Annotated in this window: 22 protein-coding genes; 12 read left to right on the top strand and 10 right to left on the bottom strand. The window is 61.6% G+C overall.

What is annotated here, in order from left to right:
- The first annotated feature begins 50 nt into the window (after positions 1–50).
- Together Tal182_RS13035 and Tal182_RS13040 are read left to right on the top strand one after the other, a co-directional pair.
- On the top strand, positions 51–446 hold the full coding sequence (locus Tal182_RS13035) for a cupin domain-containing protein (protein ID WP_085859678.1): 396 nt from the start codon (positions 51–53) through the stop codon (positions 444–446).
- A gap of 13 nt (positions 447–459) precedes the next feature.
- Positions 460–1449, top strand: a complete 990-nt coding sequence (locus tag Tal182_RS13040; protein WP_085859679.1) for an aldo/keto reductase — start codon at positions 460–462, stop codon at positions 1447–1449.
- 48 nt (positions 1450–1497) lie between these two features.
- Here the strand turns inward: Tal182_RS13040 and maiA are convergent, their stop codons facing one another.
- From maiA to Tal182_RS13065, 5 genes are all read right to left on the bottom strand, one after another.
- Positions 1498–2133, bottom strand: coding sequence for a maleylacetoacetate isomerase (gene maiA, locus Tal182_RS13045; protein WP_085859680.1), 636 nt, complete (start codon positions 2131–2133; stop codon positions 1498–1500).
- Between the two features lie 231 nt (positions 2134–2364).
- A complete protein-coding gene (locus Tal182_RS13050) occupies positions 2365–2781 on the bottom strand; it encodes an organic hydroperoxide resistance protein (protein WP_064810535.1) in 417 nt (138 codons plus the stop codon).
- A gap of 178 nt (positions 2782–2959) precedes the next feature.
- Positions 2960–4282, bottom strand: a complete 1323-nt coding sequence (locus tag Tal182_RS13055) for an ATP-binding protein (RefSeq protein WP_085859681.1) — start codon at positions 4280–4282, stop codon at positions 2960–2962.
- Positions 4279–5019, bottom strand: a complete 741-nt coding sequence (locus tag Tal182_RS13060) for a response regulator (RefSeq protein ID WP_085859682.1) — start codon at positions 5017–5019, stop codon at positions 4279–4281. Before Tal182_RS13060 ends, Tal182_RS13055 begins: the two co-directional genes overlap by 4 nt.
- Positions 5020–5133: 114 nt before the next feature.
- Positions 5134–6186 carry an alpha/beta hydrolase gene (locus Tal182_RS13065; RefSeq protein ID WP_085859683.1) on the bottom strand — a complete coding sequence of 351 codons (1053 nt, stop codon included), beginning with the start codon at positions 6184–6186 and terminating at the stop codon, positions 5134–5136.
- Between the two features lie 356 nt (positions 6187–6542).
- On the opposite strand from Tal182_RS13065, the gene Tal182_RS13070 reads away from it, so the two are divergent.
- Both Tal182_RS13070 and Tal182_RS13075 read left to right on the top strand, forming a co-directional pair.
- The gene (locus tag Tal182_RS13070; RefSeq protein ID WP_085859684.1) at positions 6543–8318 is read left to right on the top strand and encodes a cytochrome c biogenesis protein DipZ; all 1776 of its coding nucleotides are present in this window, start codon (positions 6543–6545) and stop codon (positions 8316–8318) included.
- Between the two features lie 54 nt (positions 8319–8372).
- Positions 8373–9131: an alpha/beta hydrolase gene (locus Tal182_RS13075; RefSeq protein WP_064803092.1), complete on the top strand. Its 759-nt coding sequence runs from the start codon at positions 8373–8375 to the stop codon at positions 9129–9131.
- Positions 9132–9216: 85 nt separating this feature from the next.
- On the opposite strand, the gene Tal182_RS13080 is transcribed toward Tal182_RS13075, so the two are convergent.
- Complete coding sequence (locus Tal182_RS13080; protein ID WP_085859685.1) at positions 9217–11397, bottom strand: OmpA family protein; 2181 nt, start codon at positions 11395–11397, stop codon at positions 9217–9219.
- A gap of 332 nt (positions 11398–11729) precedes the next feature.
- Here Tal182_RS13080 and Tal182_RS13085 point away from each other — a divergent pair, with 332 nt between their 5' ends.
- From Tal182_RS13085 to Tal182_RS13100, 4 genes are all read left to right on the top strand, one after another.
- The gene (locus tag Tal182_RS13085; protein WP_011425675.1) at positions 11730–12503 is read left to right on the top strand and encodes a transporter substrate-binding domain-containing protein; all 774 of its coding nucleotides are present in this window, start codon (positions 11730–11732) and stop codon (positions 12501–12503) included.
- A gap of 113 nt (positions 12504–12616) precedes the next feature.
- The gene (locus Tal182_RS13090) at positions 12617–13423 is read left to right on the top strand and encodes an ABC transporter permease (protein WP_085859686.1); all 807 of its coding nucleotides are present in this window, start codon (positions 12617–12619) and stop codon (positions 13421–13423) included.
- Entirely contained in the window at positions 13420–14250 is an 831-nt protein-coding gene (locus tag Tal182_RS13095) for an ABC transporter permease (RefSeq protein WP_085859687.1), read from the top strand. Before Tal182_RS13090 ends, Tal182_RS13095 begins: the two co-directional genes overlap by 4 nt.
- A 210-nt stretch (positions 14251–14460) precedes the next feature.
- Positions 14461–14727 (top strand): usg protein, encoded by a 267-nt coding sequence (locus Tal182_RS13100; protein WP_064803099.1) that lies wholly within the window; start codon positions 14461–14463, stop codon positions 14725–14727.
- On the opposite strand, the gene Tal182_RS13105 is transcribed toward Tal182_RS13100, so the two are convergent.
- On the bottom strand, positions 14728–15453 hold the full coding sequence (locus tag Tal182_RS13105; RefSeq protein WP_085859688.1) for a DUF2270 domain-containing protein: 726 nt from the start codon (positions 15451–15453) through the stop codon (positions 14728–14730).
- A gap of 113 nt (positions 15454–15566) precedes the next feature.
- Here Tal182_RS13105 and Tal182_RS13110 point away from each other — a divergent pair, with 113 nt between their 5' ends.
- The 4 genes from Tal182_RS13110 (at position 15567) to Tal182_RS13125 (ending at position 17985) form a co-directional block, all read left to right on the top strand.
- Positions 15567–16385, top strand: coding sequence for a methyltransferase (locus tag Tal182_RS13110; protein ID WP_085859689.1), 819 nt, complete (start codon positions 15567–15569; stop codon positions 16383–16385).
- Between the two features lie 102 nt (positions 16386–16487).
- Positions 16488–17174: a glutathione S-transferase family protein gene (locus Tal182_RS13115; RefSeq protein WP_064803104.1), complete on the top strand. Its 687-nt coding sequence runs from the start codon at positions 16488–16490 to the stop codon at positions 17172–17174.
- Positions 17171–17512 carry a metalloregulator ArsR/SmtB family transcription factor gene (locus Tal182_RS13120; RefSeq protein WP_085859690.1) on the top strand — a complete coding sequence of 114 codons (342 nt, stop codon included), beginning with the start codon at positions 17171–17173 and terminating at the stop codon, positions 17510–17512. Before Tal182_RS13115 ends, Tal182_RS13120 begins: the two co-directional genes overlap by 4 nt.
- A complete protein-coding gene (locus Tal182_RS13125) occupies positions 17509–17985 on the top strand; it encodes an SRPBCC family protein (RefSeq protein WP_064803107.1) in 477 nt (158 codons plus the stop codon). Before Tal182_RS13120 ends, Tal182_RS13125 begins: the two co-directional genes overlap by 4 nt.
- A 17-nt stretch (positions 17986–18002) precedes the next feature.
- On the opposite strand, the gene Tal182_RS13130 is transcribed toward Tal182_RS13125, so the two are convergent.
- Genes Tal182_RS13130 through Tal182_RS13140 form a run of 3 tightly spaced genes read right to left on the bottom strand, consistent with a single transcriptional unit; the run spans position 18003 to position 19196 of the window.
- Positions 18003–18458, bottom strand: a complete 456-nt coding sequence (locus Tal182_RS13130; protein WP_064810545.1) for a DUF1801 domain-containing protein — start codon at positions 18456–18458, stop codon at positions 18003–18005.
- Between the two features lie 35 nt (positions 18459–18493).
- Complete coding sequence (locus tag Tal182_RS13135; protein ID WP_064803112.1) at positions 18494–18964, bottom strand: DUF1801 domain-containing protein; 471 nt, start codon at positions 18962–18964, stop codon at positions 18494–18496.
- Between the two features lie 10 nt (positions 18965–18974).
- Positions 18975–19196 carry a hypothetical protein gene (locus tag Tal182_RS13140; RefSeq protein ID WP_085859691.1) on the bottom strand — a complete coding sequence of 74 codons (222 nt, stop codon included), beginning with the start codon at positions 19194–19196 and terminating at the stop codon, positions 18975–18977.
- Positions 19197–19214: the final 18 nt, after the last annotated feature.

A 19214-nucleotide genomic window follows, 5' to 3' on the forward strand; every position in this document is an offset into this window, starting at 1 on the left:
ACCGCAAGTTCGCCGGACGGCGTCATTCCGATAAGGGAAGGAAGAAAAAGATGGATATCAAGCGAAATGGCTCGCAGCCTTCGGCCAAGGGACCTGTCGAGTGGTTTACGGGCAACGTGCGCATCGATCCTTTGTTTGCGGCGATCGAGCCCGCCCGCGCCGCCGGCGCCAGCGTTACTTTCGAGCCTGGCGCGCGCACCGTCTGGCACACGCATCCGCTCGGCCAGACGCTGGTCGTCACATCGGGCTACGGACGCGTCCAACGCGAAGGCGGCCCCATCGAGGAAATCCGCCCCGGCGACGTCATCCGCTTCGCGCCGGGGGAGCGCCACTGGCATGGCGCAGCACCGACGACGGCGATGACCCATATCGCCGTCCAGGAACACCTCGACGGCAAGGTCGTCGACTGGATGGAACCTGTCACCGACGCCCAATATCAGGCTTAGAAAGGAAACGACTATGCAGACTCGTGAACTGGGAAAGAGCGGGCTTGAGGTCTCGGCCATCGGTCTCGGCTGCATGGGACTGAGCTACGGCTACGGTCCTGCGACCGACACGCGCGAAGCGATCGCGCTGATCCGAGAGGCGTTCGAACGCGGCGTAACCTTCTTCGACACCGCCGAGGCCTATGGACCTTATAAGAACGAAGAGCTTTTGGGAGAGGCGCTCGCTCCCTTCCGCAGCGAGGTGGTGGTCGCCACCAAATTCGGCTTCAACTTCGATGCAAACGGCGGCCAGAGCGGCATGAACAGCCGGCCGGAGCAAATCCGCGCGGTTGCCGATCAGGCGCTGAAGCGCTTGAAGACTGACGTCATCGATCTGTTCTACCAACATCGCGTCGATCCCGATGTTCCGATCGAAGATGTTGCAGCCACGGTCAAGGCACTGATTTCAGAAGGCAAGGTGAAGCATTTCGGCCTCTCGGAGGCCGGCGTGCAGACGATCCGCCGCGCCCATGCCGTCCAGCCGGTGACGGCGCTGCAGAGCGAATATTCGCTGTGGTGGCGCGAGCCCGAGCAGGATATCCTGCCGGTACTCGAAGAGCTCGGCATCGGCTTCGTCCCGTTCAGCCCGCTCGGTAAGGGTTTCCTTACCGGTGCAATCAACGAAGCGACCACCTTCGACAGCAAGGACTTCCGCAACATCGTGCCGCGCTTTTCGACCGAGGCGCGCAAAGCCAACCAGGCGCTCGTCGATCTCCTCGCGGAAATCGCCGCGCACAAGAAGGCCACCTCGGCCCAGGTCGCTCTAGCCTGGCTGCTGGCGCAAAAACCTTGGATCGTACCGATCCCCGGCACCACCAAGCTGCATCGCCTGGAAGAAAACATCGGGGCCGCCGAGGTCGAATTGACGGCTGAGGATCTTGCCAATATCGAAAGCGCGCTCGCCAAGATCAAGGTGGAAGGCGACCGGTATCCCGCGCATCTGCAGGCAAGGGTCAACCGCTGAGAAGAGAAACGGCCGCCTTCGTTGACGGCCGCTTCTTCATTGACCGCATCACCGTCGCGGCGCCGGGGCGTTCTCCTGGAAAGCCCGTACCCCCTCCAGCTTGGCCACAATCCCCGCGATATTCGGCCACCGGGCGAGATCGAAGCCCATGCGCCGAGCGCTGATCGCTTGCGGAAAAAGGAAGATATCGGCAATGCTTGGCCGGTCGCCGACTGCGAAGGCGCCTTGCCGGCGGCCGGCAATCATCGTCTCCACAGCCGCCATTCCCTCGTCGACCCAGTGACGGCTCCACGCGGCGACCGCATCGGCATCGGCATTGAAGGTGGTCTTGAGATGTAGCCCGATCCGCGGCGGCAGCAGCGCATGGATCTCGGCTGCGATCGCCAGCGCGATCGAGCGGGCCAGCGCCCTGCCCTCCGCCGTTTGAGGCAACAGCGGCGGCTCAGGCTTGATTTCGTCGAGATACTCGATAATCGCCAGTGATTGGGTGATAAGCACGCCGCTATCCGTCAGCAAGGCCGGCACCAGCCCCTGCGGATTGATCTTGCGATATTCGGCCTGCCGGCTCTCGGCCTCCTCGCCAAGAATGGTGACCGGCAAGGCCTCGGCCGTCAGCCCCTTCAGGGCCAGCGCGATCCTGACGCGCGACGTCGCCGAGGAGATTTCGTTTTGATAGAGCTTCATTGTCTTTCTCCCTGATGGTCTCGGATGAATGGCCGCCCTTGCGCCGCAGAAGTTGGCGATGCCGCTTTTACGAGGCCTGCAAGCGGCGAAGGCTCCTGCGAGCGAATGTCGTAGATGCAAGGCGCGGCAAACACTGCCGCCCCCAAGGCGCAGATGATCATCAATCTCATTTAATCCTCCGTCGGCGACGCCACGACCGGCCTCGCCCCTTTTGCTTTCGGCTCCTGCCAGTCAGGCAACGCTCAATTCGACCTGGATATTGCCGCGTGTCGCCTTCGAATAGGGGCATGTCCGGTGCGCCTCATCGATCAACGCCTTTGCGACATCCGCTTCGATGCCAGGCAGGCTGACCTTGAGACGGGCCTGCAGGAAATAGTCGCCATCGGCCGTGCCGAGATCGACCTCTGCATTCACGGCGGTCTCTGCCGGCACCTTGACCTTCAACTTGCCGGCGGCAATGCCGATCGCGCCGATGAAGCAGGCCGACCAACCGGCTGCGAAAAGCTGTTCGGGATTGGTGCCGGGGCGGGCGCTGCCGGGAGGCGAGAGCCTGATGTCCAGCTCTCCGTCATCGCTCTGCGAGGCGCCGTCGCGCCCGCCGGTTGTGCGGGTCCTGCCGGTATAAAGAACCTTGTCGATCTTGATCATGGAAACACTCCTTGTTGCGTCGCTTCATGCGACTGGCCGCCGACGCGACCGGGTTGACGGAGTGTGGTTTGACGGATCGATATATCCGGCATGTTTCCGGAAACGGCCGAAATGTCACAAAAGGTAGCATCCGGCGTCCATGACATTTTCCCGTACAAAACATTCCGACATTTTGACGTCACCGAATGGTGACTTCAGCCACCAGTCCGCCACCCGAGCGATTGTAGAGCCTCAGAGATCCGCCGATCTTCGCCGTCAGCTGCTGGGCGATTGCCAGCCCGAGACCTGTGCCGCCCGTCTCCCGGTTACGGGATTGCTCGAGCCGGAAGAAGGGCTGCATTGCGGCTTCGAGCATATCATCCGGAATGCCGGGTCCGCGATCCATGACGCTCATGACGACGGAATTGTCGGCGCCGCGCTCGACGCTGATCTCGGCGGCGCCGGCAAACTTCAAGGCATTGTCGATGAAATTCGACAGGATGCGGCGAAGGGCGTGCGGCCTGGTGAAGGCGGCGCCTTCAACCAGCCCGACGACGGTCACGGCCTTTCCAGTGTCCTGATAGTCGTAGGCTATGCTGTCGATGAACGATGCGAGGTCGATGCGAGCGTTCTTTTCCCCGCTGCCGTGGGCGCTGCGCGCATAGGCGATGCCGTCCTGGACGAGGCGCTGGATCTCGGAGAGATCATACACCAGCTTGTCCTTCTCGGGTGACTCCTCCGCCATCTCGGCGCGCAGCCGCATGCGGGTGATCGGCGTCTGAAGATCATGCGAGATCGCCGCCAATATCTGGACCCGTTCCTCGAGATAGTGGGCGATCCTCTCCCGCATCGCATTGAATGCTCTTGCCGCATGCGCCACCTCGCTCGGCCCGGCCTCACTCAAAGCCTGACCGTCCTTGTTGGGATCGAGCGCATCGGCGGCGGCGGCGAGCTCGCCCAGCGGCCGGATCGCCTGGCGGACTGCAAACCAGGTGCAGAGAACGAGCAGCGCCATCTGGATTGCGAAGACATAGGGCAGCCATGCGGCGATCGGCATGACGCCTCTCGGCGTGACATCGATCGTCAGAGGAGTGCCGTCACTCAGCGTCAGATGCGCCTGCAGCCGGTTCACCTCACCCGGAATCCGTTCGACGCGGATTGGAAAGCGATGCCCAGCGGCCGCCTCTATCTTTCCTGCAATCTCCCGCGCCTTGCTGGAGCTGTCGGGCACACCGCGTAGGCCAGGTCCAAGTTCGAAACGGTAGTTGCCGCGGCTCAGCCAGTCCAGGAGGTCGCCGCGCTCGCTTGCCGGAAGGCGGTCGAGGACCGCAATCGATGTTGCGACGTCATTCTCCAGCGTGCCCAGCATCACCGCCTTGGCCGACATGTAGCGCTCCATGTAGAGAACGCTGAAGGAAAGCCCATAGGCGAAAGCCAGGCCGATCAGCAGGATGAGAAAGATCCGCGATCGCAGCGTTCTCGGCCACATCAGGCCCGACAGGATAGACATGCTCGCGCTCATCGGCGCGGCTCCGAAATTTCGACCGGAACAGAGAAGACATAACCTTCGCTGCGCACCGTCTTGATATAGGTCGGCTCGCGCGCATCGTCCCCGAGACGCTGCCGCAGGCGGCTGACGAGAAGATCGATCGAGCGGTCGAAGAGTTCGGCGTCACGGCCCTGCGTCAGGCTCAGAAGCTGGTCGCGATTGAGCACGCGCTGCGGGTGGTCGATGAAGACACGAAGCAGGCGGTATTCGGCGCCGCTCAGAGCAATCGCGGTCCCGTCCTTATCGAAAAGATGACGGGCGACCGTATCGAGCCGCCAGTCGCCAAAGGTCAGCAATTGCCCCGCCTCGCTGATCTGCAGGTTGGGCGGCAGCATGCGCGTGCGTCGCAGCACCGCCTTGACGCGGGCAAGAAGCTCGCGCGCGGCAAAGGGCTTGGCAAGATAGTCGTCGGCGCCCATCTCCAGCCCGAGAATCCGGTCCATCTCGTCGGTGCGGGCCGTCAGCATCAGGATCGGGATTGCCTTGTGCCGGCCGGCCCGCAGTTCCCGGCAGAGCACCAACCCATCGTCGCCCGGCATCATGATGTCGAGCACGATCAGGTCGACGGCATTGGCTTCCAGAAAGCTGCGCATCTGGCGCCCGTCGGCCGCAACGCTCGTCCTGAGGCCATTCTTCTGCAGATAGCCCGAGACCAGCTCGCGGATTTCACGATCGTCGTCGACGATCAGGATGTGGTCGACATGATCCATATTGCCCATTCCTCAACGATTGCGGCCGCGCCCACCGCCTCGTTCACCATGTCGAAGCGCCAGACGCGACCTACGCATATTCCGCCCGTTCGAGCAACGAGCCTCTGCTGCCGATCAGAAGCGATCGACGTCGATGACCGCCTGGGCGAAGGCCTGCGGCGCCTCCTGCGGCAGGTTGTGGCCGATACCGCCGCCGATCGTGCGATGCTCGTATCTGCCGGAAAATTTTCCGGCATAGGCCGAAGGCTCGGGATGCGGCGCACCGTTTGCATCGCCTTCCATCGTGATCGTCGGCACCGAGATCATCGGCAAGGCGGCAAGCTTCTTCTCATAGGCATCATACTTCGCCTCGCCTTCGACAAGCCCCAGGCGCCAGCGGTAATTGTGGATGACGATCTCGACATGGTCGGGATTGTCGAAGGCGGCAGCGGATCTGTCGAAAGTCGCATCGTCGAAATTCCACTTCGGCGATGCCGTCTGCCAGATGAGCTTTGCAAAATCGTGCGTGTTGCTCTGATAGCCCAGGCGGCCGCGTTCGGTGGCAAAGTAGAACTGATACCACCAGGCAAGCTCAGCCTTGGGCGGCAGCGGCTTCTTGTTGGCCTCCTGGCTGCCGATCAGGTAACCGCTGACAGAGACCATCGCCTTGCAGCGCTCGGGCCACAGCGCAGCCATGATGTTGGCGGTCCGCCCGCCCCAGTCGTAACCGGCAACGACAGCCTTTTCGATCTTGAGCGCATCGAGCAGGGCGATCATATCGGCGGCAAGCGCCGAAGGCTGGCCGTTGCGCGGTGTCCTGTCATCGAGGAAGCGGGTCGTGCCGTAACCACGCAGATAAGGCACGATCACTCTGTAGCCGGCGGAGGCAAGCAGCGGCGCGACGTCGACAAAGCTATAGATGTCATATGGCCAGCCGTGTAGCAGCAGCACGACCGGAGCATCGGCCTTTCCGGCCTCGGCATAACCGATATCGAGCACATCGGTCTTGACCTGCTTCAGCGCTTCAAACGACGTATTGGTCCCGGCCTTTACGTCAGGCAGCGCTGCGCTGGAAGACTGCGGCTGTTGGGCTGCGGCCGCGCCGGCCACGCCGAATTCGACGGCTGCAAGCGCGATTGCCGTCATGCCGAAAAAACGGCGGCGGTGATGATTGATTTGCTCTGACATCGGTCTCTCCTGTCGAATGGATCATGGCGCTCAGATGACGTTCGGCTTGTATCGCCCATATGTCACAGGCTGCGGTTTTTGAATGCGAGTGTAACCTCCGCCTGCCGAGATACATTCTGATACAAACGCGCCACCTCGGCAGGGCATCCGGCGGGCTATCGCAGTTTTCGCCGCCGCCTCCGCGGAGAAGGCAGTTTGTATTCTTTTGTATCGCCCGCGCTCAGCGCAATAGTTCGGTACATTTTCCCGTCAAACCAGACACATCGGAGATACCTCCGCCCGGCTATCTCCCGGCCGTTGCTGGTTCAGGCCCATCGCCGTCCAGAGCCCGATCAATCGGTTCAAAGGAAACGATGATGACACTTCTGATCATTGCCTATCTCGGAGGCGTGCTGACCATTCTCAGCCCTTGCATCCTCCCTATCCTCCCCTTCGTCTTCGCCCGAGCCGGCCAGCCTTTCGTCAAGAGCACGCTGCCGATGCTGGCGGGCATGGCCGCCACTTTCGCGTTGGTCGCCACGCTCGCCGCGGTCGGCGGCGGCTGGGCGATCCGTGCCAATGAATATGGCCGTCTCGCCGCGATCGTCCTGCTCGCGCTGTTTGGAGTGAGCCTGCTGTCTCAGCGCTTTGCAAGTACGCTTGCCCGCCCGATCGTCGATTTCGGCAACAATCTTCTGAACGCCAGCGGCGGCGGACGCACTGCGCCGACGGTCAGGAGCGCGCTCATCCTCGGCGTCGCCACCGGCCTGCTCTGGGCGCCCTGCGCCGGACCAATTCTCGGCCTCGTGCTGACCGGCGCGGCATTGCAGGGCGCCAACCTGCAGACAACCGCGCTCTTGATCGCCTATGCAGCCGGTGCTGCGACTTCGCTTGCCGTCGCCCTTCGTGTCGGCGATAAAATCTTCGCCGCGATGAAACGCTCCCTCGGCTTTGGTGATCGAATTCGCCAGGCGGTCGGCGCTGCGGTGTTGGTGGGTGTGGCAGTGATCGCGTTCGGTCTCGACACCAGCTTGCTGGCGCGCCTTTCCTATGCCAGCACCGCCTCGCTGGAACAGGCCGTGCTGGACAGGCTGCATGCCAAGTCGGTCGGCGGCACGCCCTCTGGGGCGGCGAGCAGCGACACGACCATTCCAGCGGCCGATGGAAAGAAGCCTCTCCGCAGTGATCTGCCGGTCGAAGCTTATGCGCCTTCGTTCGACGGCGCGGTCGAATGGCTGAACTCGAAGCCCCTGACCAAGGAGCAGCTGCGGGGCAAGGTGGTGCTCGTCGACTTCTGGACCTATTCCTGCATCAACTGCATTCGCACCATTCCCTATGTCAGGGCCTGGGCGGAAAAATATGCGGATCAGGGCCTCGTCGTCATCGGCGTGCACGCCCCGGAATTTGCCTTTGAGAGGAAGATCGACAACGTCAAGAAGGCTGTCGACGACTTTCGGATCGGCTATCCGGTTGCGATCGACAATGACTACAAAATCTGGCGCGCCTTCGAGAACAGCTACTGGCCTGCCGCCTATCTGATCGATTCCAAAGGTCAGATCCGCTATCACCATTTCGGCGAAGGCAATTACGGCAGAACCGAAAAAGCCATCCAGGATCTGCTGCGCGAAGCCGGCAGCCAGATGGCGGAAACGGCACCGGTCGTGCCTAATGCCAAGGGCGTGGAAGCAGGTCCCGACCTCGCCGATATCGGCTCCGGCGAGACCTACCTAGGCTACGCACAGGCCGAAAATTTCGTCTCGCCTGAAGGGCTGCAGGCCGATACTTCGCAGAACTATTCGATCGCCGAGCCCGGCATCAACGCATGGGGCCTGTCCGGCACCTGGACCATCGGTAAGGATCAGGCAACGCTCGACCAGGCGGGCGGCGGCATCGCCTATCGTTTCAGCGCCCGCGATCTGCATCTCGTTCTCGGGCCCGGCGCCGACGCCAAACCGATCCGCTTCCAGGTGCAAATCGATGGAAAGGCGCCTGGAGCCGATCATGGCTCGGATATCGATGCCGATGGCAACGGCACGGTCACCGCAACGAGGCTTTACCAACTCGTTCGCCAGTCCGGCACCGTCGCCGCCCGTACCTTCGAAATCCGCTTCCTCGATCCGGGCATCCAGGCCTACGCCTTCACCTTCGGCTGAACCCAGAACCATTTCGCATCCCGACCTTCAACATCAACTACAAGGAGTGACCCCATGAACAAGCATCTGACTTTCATCGCAAGCCTTGCCTTTGCCACCGCCGGAATCGCCTTTGCGGCCGAGGCCGCCGCGGTCAAGAACATCGTGATCGTCCACGGCGCCCTGGCCGATGGCTCGGGCTGGCGCAAAGCGACCGAGATCCTCGAAAAGCGCGGCTTCAACGTCACCATCGTCCAGGAGCCTCTCACCTCGCTCGACGACGACGTAGCGGCGACGAAGCGGATTCTCGACCTCCAGGAAGGACCGACGCTGCTCGTCGGCCACAGCTATGGCGGCATGGTCATCACCGAAGCCGGCAACAATCCAGGCGTTGCGGCCCTCGTCTACGTCGCCGCCTTCCAGCCCGACAAGGGGGAAAGCCTGCTGAGCCTCGCCAGCTCGAAGCCGGCCGGCAGTATGGACATCAAGGAAACGAAGGACGGCAAATATCTTTACCTCGATCCCGGCGCCTTTGCAGCGGCTTTCGCGGCCGACCTGCCGAAAACCGAAGCTGATTTCCTGGCAAGATCGCAGGTCTTCGCCGCCAAGCAGGCCTTTTCGGCCAAGATCGGAGAGCCGGCATGGCGGACGAAGCCGAGCTGGTCGATCGTCGCCACGGAGGATCGCTCCATCAATCCCGAGCTGGAGCGTGACATGGCCAAACGGGCCGGCAGCGACGTGACCGAGATCAAGGGCAGCCACGCCGTCTTCGCATCCCAGCCGGAAAAAGTCGCCGACGTCATCGAAAAGGCGGCTGCAAAAGCCGGCCGATAGAGACGGGTAAGACAAGGCGACTCCCCCTTCTCCCGGCCGGAGGAGGTCAGTGCCCCTCCCTGACGCCAGGGAGGGGCGGAAGCAGCTACCGGTTGGCGGCGACGGGACGCACCAGCGGAGTGACGCGGCGGATGGTGACGCGGCGGTTTTCCTGTTCGGGGCCTGACGTATTGACCTTCAAGTAACGTTCGCCGTAGCCCTGTGTCGCCATGTTTTCCGGCGGAATGCCATAGACGTCGGAGAGCACATTGGCGACCGATTCCGCCCGCTGGTCAGAGAGAACCAGGTTGCTCTGGTCAGAACCGACAGCATCCGTATGGCCCTCGATCAGGAAGGTCTCGCTCGGATCTTTCTTCAGCACCTGGCTGATCGCGTCGGCGACCTTGCGCAACGTGCGTGCCTGGGTCATCGGGATCTCGGCGCTGCCGGTCGCGAAGGTGATCGTATCGAGGTCGATACGGCGCACCTTATCGCGAATACGGGCGGAATATCTCACCTCGTCCAGTGAATAGACACGTTCCACCTGCTCGACGGGCGGCTCGCTGAGGAATTCGTAATAGTCCCGGTCAGGATCGCTGCTGGTGTCGATGATATAGTCGTTAAGCGGGACGCGCAGCCGCATCGGCGGCAGATCAGCGCCCGGGTCATCGAAATAGCCGCGATTAGGATCCTCGTAGAGATCAGGTGAGTAGTAGAGCACGTATTCGCGCCCGCGGGCATCGACGCGCGACCGCTGGATGATGTCGCCGTAGCGGTTGCGGATGGTGACGATCCGATAGCCTTCCGGCCGGGTGATGATCTCGCGGTAGCGATTGTCCGGGAGCTCTTCATAGATCGGCCGTTCGCCGTCGCGCAGGAACCTTCTGTCGTCGTCGCTACGCACGATCACCTGATTGTTGTACTGGATGATCACCCGGTTATCGTCCGTTTGATCGTCGATGCGCGCTCCCTCGGGACGGGCAAATTGTGGCCGGGTGTCAAGCCTCGTGCCCTTCTCGCTGGTGACCGCCTCGAGCTTGATCGCCGGCGCCGCAGCGGCGGCAGGAGCCTGCGCATCCGCATCCGAGGTCGGCACCTTCACCTCCTGGCTTTCGGCCCGAAGCTTGTCGCGGTCACGGCGGCTTTCCCGCCCCTTGCTGCGATCGGCATCCTTGTCGCTGTCAAGCACGGCGGCACCGTTCTCGACCGGCAGCACGACGGTCTCGTTGCTCTTGGCCGGATCTGCGGCGATCTTTTTCCGGCGCTCCAGTTCCTCAGGAGAAACCTTTTCCGGCGCAGGAAGAGCCTGCTCCACCTGCTGTCCGCCGCTGGCATCCGGCAGCGGCTGGGCCGTGTCGGTGGCGGGCGCAGCGGGCTGTTCGCCGGCGGGCTGTTTGGCGACGGGTTGCTCACCGGCGGGCTGTTTGGCGGCAGGCTTTGCAGCTGTGCCCTCCGTCGGCACTTCGGCGGGCGCAGCTTCAGGAGCGGCCGCCTTGTCTTCGGCTGGCTTCACCGCCGGTGCTGCAGCCTCGCCTTTCTTCGGCTTCTTGGCTGGCGCTTCGGCAGCGGGTTTTGCCTCCGGCTCGACTGCGGGTTTGGCCTGTTCCTCGGTGGGCGTCACCGCCTCGGGAGCGGCGGTCTCGGTCTTAGCCTTGCCCTTATCTCGGCTCTGGGCCTTGTCCTGACCCTTCTTGCCACCTTCCGGCTTGACCTCGGGCTGGGCCTGTTCCGTTTCTGGCTGGGCTTGCTTTGCGGCCGGCTGCTGTTCAGGCGCCGGCTGAGCCTCTGGCTCGGCCTGCTCAGTCTGCTGCTTCTTCGGCTTTTTCGGCTTTTCCTGCGTTACCGGCTGCTGTTCTTCCTGCTGCGGCTCGGCCTCCGGCTGGGCTGCCTGCTTGGCTTTCCGCTCCGGCTTGCTCTCAGCCTTGGGCGCCGGCTCCTCCTTAGGCGCTTCGGCCTTCGGCGGTTCCGGCTCTGCCTTGGGTTCCGGCGCAGGCGCCTCCTTGCGCTCGGCCTTCGGCTTCTCGGCAGGCGCCTCCTTCGGCTGCTCGGCGGCCGGCGCTTGTTCGGCCGGGGCTTCCTGCTTCTGCTTGCGCTTCTTCTTCAAGAGCTCCTCTTCGGAGGGCGCGTCCTGCGCCACTTCGAAGCTGCCCTGTTCGATCTGCCGCACGGCCGCAGCCTCGGTCGTAGCGCCGCGTGCGGCCGCCATTGCCGATACCGGCTGCAGAGCCAGCGAGAGAGAAAGCAGCGGAAAAGCCGCGCTTGCGAATAACCTTGATTTTTTGCCCATCGGGTTTCCTCGATCCTGTTTGAGCTTCCTGAAGGCCGACAGGCCCTGCTTCCGCCCCTAGCGTCGCATTGAGGCGAAACGGCGAAATGGCTAAGCGCCAAACCGCCGATTTGTTCCGGTTCTAGGAAGCTGGGGATTAACCTCAGGTGAATGTTGCAGTCTGCCGCCGTTCATCTCGCCTGTTGTTTGCACCGCAAACCGAGCGGGAATTTCTGTTGCATTTCCATGAAAAAAAGTCTGATTATCGCCGCAAGGCGGTGCCTGTCACCGTTGAACAGCAGCCGTCAGCCCAAGAGAAAAAAGCGCGACGGCTACCAACTGAGAGGATCCTCATGCATATCTCTACCCGTATCTTCGCGGCAGCCTCGATCGCGGCAATGTCGCTCTTTGCCGGTTCGGCCATGGCCGATGGCGAGAAATACGTGATCGGCACCGATTCGACCTATCCGCCCTTCGAATTCGTCGATGCCAGCGGCACCATCCAGGGCTTCGACATCGATATCGCCAAGGCGCTCTGTGCCGAGATGAAGGCCGAATGCTCCTTCGTCAGCACCGATTGGGATGGCATCATCCCGGCTCTGAACGCCAAGAAGTTCGACATGATCGTCTCCTCCATGTCGATCACGCCGGAGCGCCTGAAGCTCGTCGACTTCTCCAACAAGTACTACAACACCCCTCCGGCCATCGCCGTACCGAAGGATTCGAAGATCACTGACGTTGCCGGGCTGAAGGGCAAGGTGATCGGCGCACAGACTTCCACGACGCATGCCAACTACGCCGAGAAGCACCTGGCCGACACCGAGCTGAAGCTCTATCCGACCGCCGACGAATACAAGCTCGACGTTTCCAGCGGCCGTGTCGATGCGGTCATCGACGACGTTGTCGTTCTCTCTGAATGGGTCAAGTCCGACGCCGGCGCCTGCTGCAAGATCCTGACGACCCTGCCGGTCGACAAGGAAATCAACGGCAACGGCGCCGGTATCGCCATCCGCAAGGGCGATCCGCTGAAGGAAAAGCTCAACACCGCGATCGCTGCGATCCGCGCCAGCGGTGAGTACAAGAAGATCCAGGACAAGTACTTCGATTTCGACGTTTACGGCGAATAAGAAATTCGGTATCTGGCCGATCAAGCGAATGGCGGAAGGCTTGCTCTTCCGCCATTTTTGTTTGACAAAGGTGGCAAGATCAAAACGGCAAAAGCCGTGAGGGGAATTCTCGCATGGGCGGATTGTTTTCCGCGCTCGGCTCCTTCTGGAGCTGGATTGTGCACATTTTCGATCCGCTTTGCGGACCCGTCGGCATCTTCACCTGGTTAGGTCAGTCGACGATTCTTGCTTGTGGCGATACCGGCTGGGGCGACGAAATCGCCCTTGGTCTGCAGGTCACAGTATCGGTGGCGATCGTTACCCTGCCGATCGGCCTTGTCATGGGTTTCCTCGTGGCTCTCGGCCAGCAGTCGGAAGAAAGGTCACTGCGGCTGGCGGCCGGCATCTACACGACGATCTTCCGCGGTCTGCCGGAGCTTCTGACGCTCTTCATCATCTATTACGGCATGCAGATGCTCATCCAATCTCTCCTGGAGCTTGCCGGCTATGTCGGGCCGCCTGTCGAGATCAACGCCTTCCTGGCCGGCGTGATCGCTCTGTCGGTCGTCTTCTCCGCCTACTGCTCGGAAGTGTTGCTTTCGGCCTTCCGCGCCATTCCCAAGGGCCAATATGAGGCGGGAGAAGCGCTCGGCCTGCATCGCGGCCGCACGCTGCGGCTCGTCATCCTGCCGCAGCTAGTTCGCATCGCCCTTCCCGGTCTGACGAACCTCTGGATGGTGCTCCTGAAGGACACCTCCTACGTCTCGATCATCAGCCTTGCCGACATCCTGCGCCAGACGAGCGTCGCCGTGCGGGTGACCAAGGAGCCGTTCTTCTTCTATGGCATCGCCTGCTGTCTCTATCTGGTGCTCGCCATCCTCTCCTCCTTCCTGCTTGTCTATGTCGACCGCTGGGCCAAACGTTCGGAGGTCCGCCGATGAGCTATGCTGAGACATTGATCCCGCCGCAGCCCGCACCCCGCGAGGTGGCAAAGCCGGTTACGGCGGCACGCCTGTGCGGCTACGTCTTCGTTGCGGTCTGGGCGCTGTTCGCCGCGCTGCTGATCTTCACCGTCATCAATGGCTGGGATCCGGACAAATTCACCCGCTACGGACCGCGTTATCTGCACGGTCTCGAGGTGACGCTCAGCCTGGTTGCAATCTCCGTCGTTTGCGGCGCCATCCTGTCCCTGCCGCTCGCCATGGCGCGGCTGTCGAAGAACCGGGCGCTTAACTGGTTCGCCTATGGTTATATATATTTCTTCCGCGGCACGCCGCTGCTGGCGCAGTTGTTCCTGGTCTATTACGGCCTCGGCGTCTTCCGCCCACAGCTGGAAGCCGTCGGCATCTGGTGGTTTTTCCGCGAAGCCTGGTATTGCGGCCTCTTTGCCATGACGATCAATACGGCGGCCTATCAGGCGGAAATTCTACGCGGCGCAATCGAAAGCGTACCGCACGGACAGCGCGAAGCAGCGGCCGCCCTCGGCATCCACAAGAGCATCGCCTTCCGCAAGATCATCCTGCCGCAGGCCTTCATCGTGGCGCTTCGCCCCTACGGCAACGAGATCATCCTTTTGATCAAAGGCTCGGCGGTCGTCGCCATCATCACCGTGCTCGATCTGATGGGCGAAACCCGCTACGCCTTCTCCCGCACCTTCGACTACCAGACCTATCTTTGGGCAGCGATCTTCTACCTCACCATCGTCGAGGCGCTGCGCCATCTCTGGGCCTGGATCGAGCGTCGACTGACGCGGCATCTCAAGCGTTGAGCTTGATGGCCAAAGTGTATTGCGGTTTTGGGATGACGAATTGCTAAAGCAGCTTGGCAGCACTCGTATCATCATGCTGCCAAGCCATTGAAAATAAAAAGAATACTTCCTTCGCAACGCATCTGTTAAGCTTGCGTTAACCACTCGCATGCTTCCATTTCATGTAGCGCTAATAAAGCGCTGAGTGGGAACGAGAAGAAGCTGAATACGATGCACAAGGACCTGGAAAAGCAACTGCAGGGTTACGGTCTGACAACCGCGCAGATCCTCTACCACCTGCCGGATCACCCGACGATCCTGCAGACTTACGTCTGGCAGGATTATGACCTCGCCCCCGATTTTCCTGAGATGCGCGGTTTCCTGAAATTTTGGCAGGAGAAACTCGATGGGCCGTTACATTCGGTGCGCTACGTCCACCGCAAGCTGATTTCGGCAACCGAGTGGCGGGCGCTGAAGGGTGAGTTCATCCTGCACTGATCAGACATGCGCCTCGCCATGGCCGAATTCGCCCTCGTTGCGATCCGGACGCAGCGCGAAATAGAGCATGCCGAGATAGAAGACGGCGACTGCTGCGATGACCGCAAGGCCGGGAACCGGCCCGAGCACGGCATTGTCTATGACATAGGTCCACGACTGCGCCTGTAGCGCCGGTACACCCTCTGTTTGCAGTTTCGGCGTCGAAATCTTCAGGCACCAGGCAAGCAGCAGAATAAAATACATCGAGCCGTAATTGCGTTTCAGCCGCCGATGCATTGCTTCCCCATAACTGAGCAGGAAGCGTGGATGACGCAGGCTGTTGGCGATCACCCCAGCCCATTCGCTGCCGGCCGAAGCGTTCGGCGCCATGATCTGCGCGAAATAGCAGCGCTCGATCTGCCGGATTCGGGCGCGGTAGATATCAAAGAAGCGGTAGCGCCGCGCCTCGATTATCAGCAGCAGCGTCACCAGCATCATACCGAACAGCAGCACGCCATGATGCGAAGTCGGCGTTGACAGCGACACCGAGAGCAGCGCCGCCACCACGGTAATCGCCCAGTTGGACGTCCGGTCGATGCGGTCGCGCCAGCTCGTCATCCGCCCGAGTTCGCCGCGGTAATAATGGCTGAGCGTATTGGTGATCTCGCCCGGCGTCGTAGGCAGCAGCAAGGGGCGCTCACCCTCTTCTTCCCTTGCCGTCAGCAGCCTGTCTTGCTCCGCTTTCATGGCATTCCTCCCGTCGTGTTCTTTTTTGCCATTCTGCGCCTGTTGCCGCGCCATTGCAAAACATCGAAAGCCGCCTTAGAGCCATGACTGAAGACAGAAGGACATGAACCGCGATGGCAAAGAAGATCGACGAAGAAGCCCTTGCCGAGGCCTATAACCGCGCGCTTGCGCTGGAGAAATCCGGTGATGTCGATGCGGCCGTGGCGGCCTATGAGCACGTTTTGGCGATCGATCCCGAGGACCACGGCGGAGCCGCCGTGCGCATCGCCGCGATGGGCCGCGGCGAAACCCCGGTCAAGGCGCCCGACGCCTATGTCGAGACCCTGTTCGATCAGCATGCCGAGGTCTTCGAGGACGTGCTCGTCGAGCAACTCGGCTATCACGTGCCGATGCTGGTGCGCCAGCGCCTGCAGGCATTGAAGCTCGGGCCATTCAAGCGGCTGCTCGATCTCGGCTGCGGTACCGGTCTCACCGGCGGCGCGCTACGCGACCTGTGCGAGGACATGACCGGCATCGACATATCGGAGAAGATGGTCGAGATCGCCCACGAAAAAGATCTTTACGAGACGCTCTTCGTCGCCGAGGTCGAGGATTTCCTCGACGACAATGACGAGGACGCTTTCGACCTCATCACCGCCACAGACGTGCTGCCCTATCTCGGCGCGCTCGAGCCGCTCTTCTTCGGCGCCGCCGAAAACCTGACGCCGGGCGGCCTGTTCATCTTCTCCTCCGAAACCCTGCCAGAGGAGACGCTTGCCGGCCGCGCCTATATGGTTGGGCCGCATCAGCGCTTCGCCCATGCCGATGCCTATGTCAGGGAACGTCTGACGGCGACCGGTTTCGAACTCGTCGAGGTATCGGACATCAACGTCCGCATGGAAGACGGTCAGCCGACACCGGGTCACCTGGTGATCGCGCGGTATATCGGTTGAGTGAATAGTTTCACAATTGGCGAACTATTTGTTGCGCATTCTGTTTCGACCTGATACTTAGTCTTTCGGTAAAGTTTTCTACCGGATAAGAAAGGTCGCCGCATGTCGCTCGTGCTCTATGGGCATCCGCTCGCCTCCTTCTGCCACAAGGTGCTGATCGCGCTTTATGAAAACGCGACGCCCTTCGAAAATCGCCTCGTCGATCTGTCCGACGAGGCTTCGCGTGCCGATCTCTTCCGCTTCTGGCCGATCGGCAAGATGCCGCTACTGAGGGACGAGGCGCGAGACAGCACCATTCCCGAAACCACGATCATCATCGAATATCTCGACCATTATTACCCCGGCCCCGTGCGCCTGCTGCCGCTGGAGATCGATCGGGCGCTGCAGGTCCGCCTCTGGGACCGCTTCTTCGACCAATATGTCCAGGTGCCGATGCAGACGCTCGTCAGCCATCGCCGGCGCCCCGAGGGCACGGCAGACGAAATAGAGATGGCCGCCTGCAAAGCGACGCTCACTACTGCCTATGCGATGATCGAAAAGCAGCTGGGCGAAAGTCCTTGGATAACAGGCGAGGCCTTCACCATGGCCGATTGCGCCGCAGCCCCCGCCCTCTTCTATGCCGAGACGCTGGTCCCGTTTTCACAGGAGCAGCCGAAACTTGGCGCCTATTACGATCGTTTGCTGGCGCGCCCGTCCTTCGCCAGGGCGCTGGAAGAGGCCCGCCCTTATTTCAAGTTCTATCCCTATCAGGACAGGCTGCCCGCCCGCTTTCGGGATGCGGCGGAATGATCGAAAGCCAGGCGGATCTCGACCGCATGTTTCACGCCCTTTCCGATCGCAGTCGCCGCGGCATGATCGACCGCCTCGGCCGCGGCCCCGCTTCGGTCACCGAACTGGCCGCACCGCTCGCCGTCGCCCTGCCGACGGTGATGAAACATCTGCAGGTGCTGGAGGAGAGCGGCCTCGTGCTATCCGAAAAATCCGGCCGGGTGCGAACCTACCGCCTGCAGCAGGATGCGCTTGCCGCTGTCGAGCGCTGGGTGGAACAGCGAAAGACCCGCTGGACCGCTGCCTTCGACAAGCTGGATCAATTTCTCGCCGATGAGCCGGAGACCCTCCCCGAATGACGACACGCTCTGCCGAACATACCACCTTCGTCATCGAGCGCCGCCTGACGGCGCCCGTCGCCCGGGTCTTCCGCGCCTGGTCGACCCCGGAGTCCAAGCGGCAATGGTTTGCCTGCCACGGCGAATGGGTGCCGCTGGAATATGCGCTCGATTTCAGGCCGGGCGGTACAGAGAGGAACTATACCGCCGACACCGATGGGCTTCTGCACGCCTATGACGCCCACTACATCGATATCGTGCCGGATACCCGCATCATCTATGCCTATGAGATGAAGCTCGGGCAAATCCGCATCTCAGCCTCGCTCGTCACCGTCGCCTTCGACGTCGAACCCAGCGGCACCAGAATGGTCTTCACCGAGCAAGTGGTTTTCCTCGACGGTTACGCCGACAACGGCGCCCGCCTTCAGGGCACCGAGATCGGCCTCGACAATCTCGAACTCTTTCTCGAACGCGAGACGAGCCCGATTCACTAACGCGGCCCGATGACCTGTCACACGCTGCTTGATTTCTTCCGCGAACCGGCCGCCCGCACCGACGTATTCAGCGCTGCCGCGGCTCGAATAAGCGCCTTCAACGCCTCCTCGTTGATCTCGTCGCCTTCATGAAAGTCGATGGCACGCCGGGTGTTGCCGTCGAGGCTGGAGTTGAAAAGGCTGTTCGGATCCTCAAGCGACGCTCCTTTGGCGAAGGTAAGCTTGACCACGTTCTTATAGGTCTCACCGGTGCAGATGATGCCGGCGCGCTCCCACACCGGAACCCCTCGCCACTTCCATTCCTCGACCACCTCGGGTTCGGCTTGCTTGATGAGCGCGCGGACCCGCGCGAGCATGTCGCCGCGCCAATCCTTGAGCTCCTCAATCCTCGCATCGATCAATTGAGAGGGAGAGGCTTGCCCGCTTCCTTCTTCGGAATCGGTCGTCTTCATGGTTGCCGTCATCTTCTTCATATTTGTCGTTCTCCCGTCGCCGCGCATCAAAAATCTCACATCCGTTCGCCGGGCAACCGGCTCGCCTGCTCCACCCAGGAGGCAATCTGCGCCTCGTCGAAGGGATCGTCTTCGCGGATGTCGAGATAGCGCACCTCTTTCTGCTTAGACTCGCCTGGCGGCAGCGGATGCAGCGACGCGCCCTTGAAGAAAGCCACCTTGACATAGCTGGCGTAGCAATGGATTCCGAGGAACCAACCCTGCCCTTCCACGCCGTAAAAGGGCGAGTTCCATTTGACCGCCTTGCAGACGCCCGGCACGGTTCTGGAGATCAGCGCATCGAGGCGACGCCCGATCTCACTTTTCCAGTCCGGCATGGCGGCGATGTAGGCTTGCACGGGCGCATCGCCATAACCCTTGGGAATTTGCGGGTTGCCGCCCGACAGAAGCTTCGGTGTCGCCCCCGCCGGTTTGGCGGCGGTGTTTTTCGTGACCTTCTCCGCGTCTTTCGACGTTCTGCCCGCCATAGATTTCCTCCTATCCGCCGATGCCTCCGACGCCGCGCCGTTTCGTGGCATAGGGCAGCACAAACAAGATGAGACCGGTAACGAGAAGCAGGCCGAGCGGCAGCAACCCTAAGAGCCCAATCCAGACCGCCGACTTCTCCTGCACCATGGCGATGATATTGACGATGACGGCCAGCGTAAAGGCAATGGACAGCCAACGGTGGACCTGCCGAAACCAGTTGTTCCAGTTCAATGAAGCCTCCTCGAAGTG

This window comes from Rhizobium sp. TAL182 (assembly GCF_002117725.1).
GTDB lineage: Bacteria > Pseudomonadota > Alphaproteobacteria > Rhizobiales > Rhizobiaceae > Rhizobium > Rhizobium esperanzae.

Coding starts and splice junctions, on each gene's coding strand:
- Tal182_RS13050 (WP_064810535.1), bottom strand. CDS start 2,781: ATGATCAAGATCGACAAGGTTCTTTATACCGGCAGGACCCGCACAACC.
- Tal182_RS13040 (WP_085859679.1), top strand. CDS start 460: ATGCAGACTCGTGAACTGGGAAAGAGCGGGCTTGAGGTCTCGGCCATC.
- Tal182_RS13055 (WP_085859681.1), bottom strand. CDS start 4,282: ATGAGCGCGAGCATGTCTATCCTGTCGGGCCTGATGTGGCCGAGAACG.
- Tal182_RS13075 (WP_064803092.1), top strand. CDS start 8,373: ATGAACAAGCATCTGACTTTCATCGCAAGCCTTGCCTTTGCCACCGCC.
- Tal182_RS13085 (WP_011425675.1), top strand. CDS start 11,730: ATGCATATCTCTACCCGTATCTTCGCGGCAGCCTCGATCGCGGCAATG.
- Tal182_RS13065 (WP_085859683.1), bottom strand. CDS start 6,186: ATGTCAGAGCAAATCAATCATCACCGCCGCCGTTTTTTCGGCATGACG.
- Tal182_RS13135 (WP_064803112.1), bottom strand. CDS start 18,964: ATGGCGGGCAGAACGTCGAAAGACGCGGAGAAGGTCACGAAAAACACC.
- maiA (WP_085859680.1), bottom strand. CDS start 2,133: ATGAAGCTCTATCAAAACGAAATCTCCTCGGCGACGTCGCGCGTCAGG.
- Tal182_RS13095 (WP_085859687.1), top strand. CDS start 13,420: ATGAGCTATGCTGAGACATTGATCCCGCCGCAGCCCGCACCCCGCGAG.
- Tal182_RS13130 (WP_064810545.1), bottom strand. CDS start 18,458: ATGAAGAAGATGACGGCAACCATGAAGACGACCGATTCCGAAGAAGGA.
- Tal182_RS13120 (WP_085859690.1), top strand. CDS start 17,171: ATGATCGAAAGCCAGGCGGATCTCGACCGCATGTTTCACGCCCTTTCC.
- Tal182_RS13090 (WP_085859686.1), top strand. CDS start 12,617: ATGGGCGGATTGTTTTCCGCGCTCGGCTCCTTCTGGAGCTGGATTGTG.
- Tal182_RS13125 (WP_064803107.1), top strand. CDS start 17,509: ATGACGACACGCTCTGCCGAACATACCACCTTCGTCATCGAGCGCCGC.
- Tal182_RS13100 (WP_064803099.1), top strand. CDS start 14,461: ATGCACAAGGACCTGGAAAAGCAACTGCAGGGTTACGGTCTGACAACC.
- Tal182_RS13105 (WP_085859688.1), bottom strand. CDS start 15,453: ATGAAAGCGGAGCAAGACAGGCTGCTGACGGCAAGGGAAGAAGAGGGT.
- Tal182_RS13115 (WP_064803104.1), top strand. CDS start 16,488: ATGTCGCTCGTGCTCTATGGGCATCCGCTCGCCTCCTTCTGCCACAAG.
- Tal182_RS13060 (WP_085859682.1), bottom strand. CDS start 5,019: ATGGATCATGTCGACCACATCCTGATCGTCGACGACGATCGTGAAATC.
- Tal182_RS13080 (WP_085859685.1), bottom strand. CDS start 11,397: ATGGGCAAAAAATCAAGGTTATTCGCAAGCGCGGCTTTTCCGCTGCTT.
- Tal182_RS13110 (WP_085859689.1), top strand. CDS start 15,567: ATGGCAAAGAAGATCGACGAAGAAGCCCTTGCCGAGGCCTATAACCGC.
- Tal182_RS13035 (WP_085859678.1), top strand. CDS start 51: ATGGATATCAAGCGAAATGGCTCGCAGCCTTCGGCCAAGGGACCTGTC.
- Tal182_RS13070 (WP_085859684.1), top strand. CDS start 6,543: ATGACACTTCTGATCATTGCCTATCTCGGAGGCGTGCTGACCATTCTC.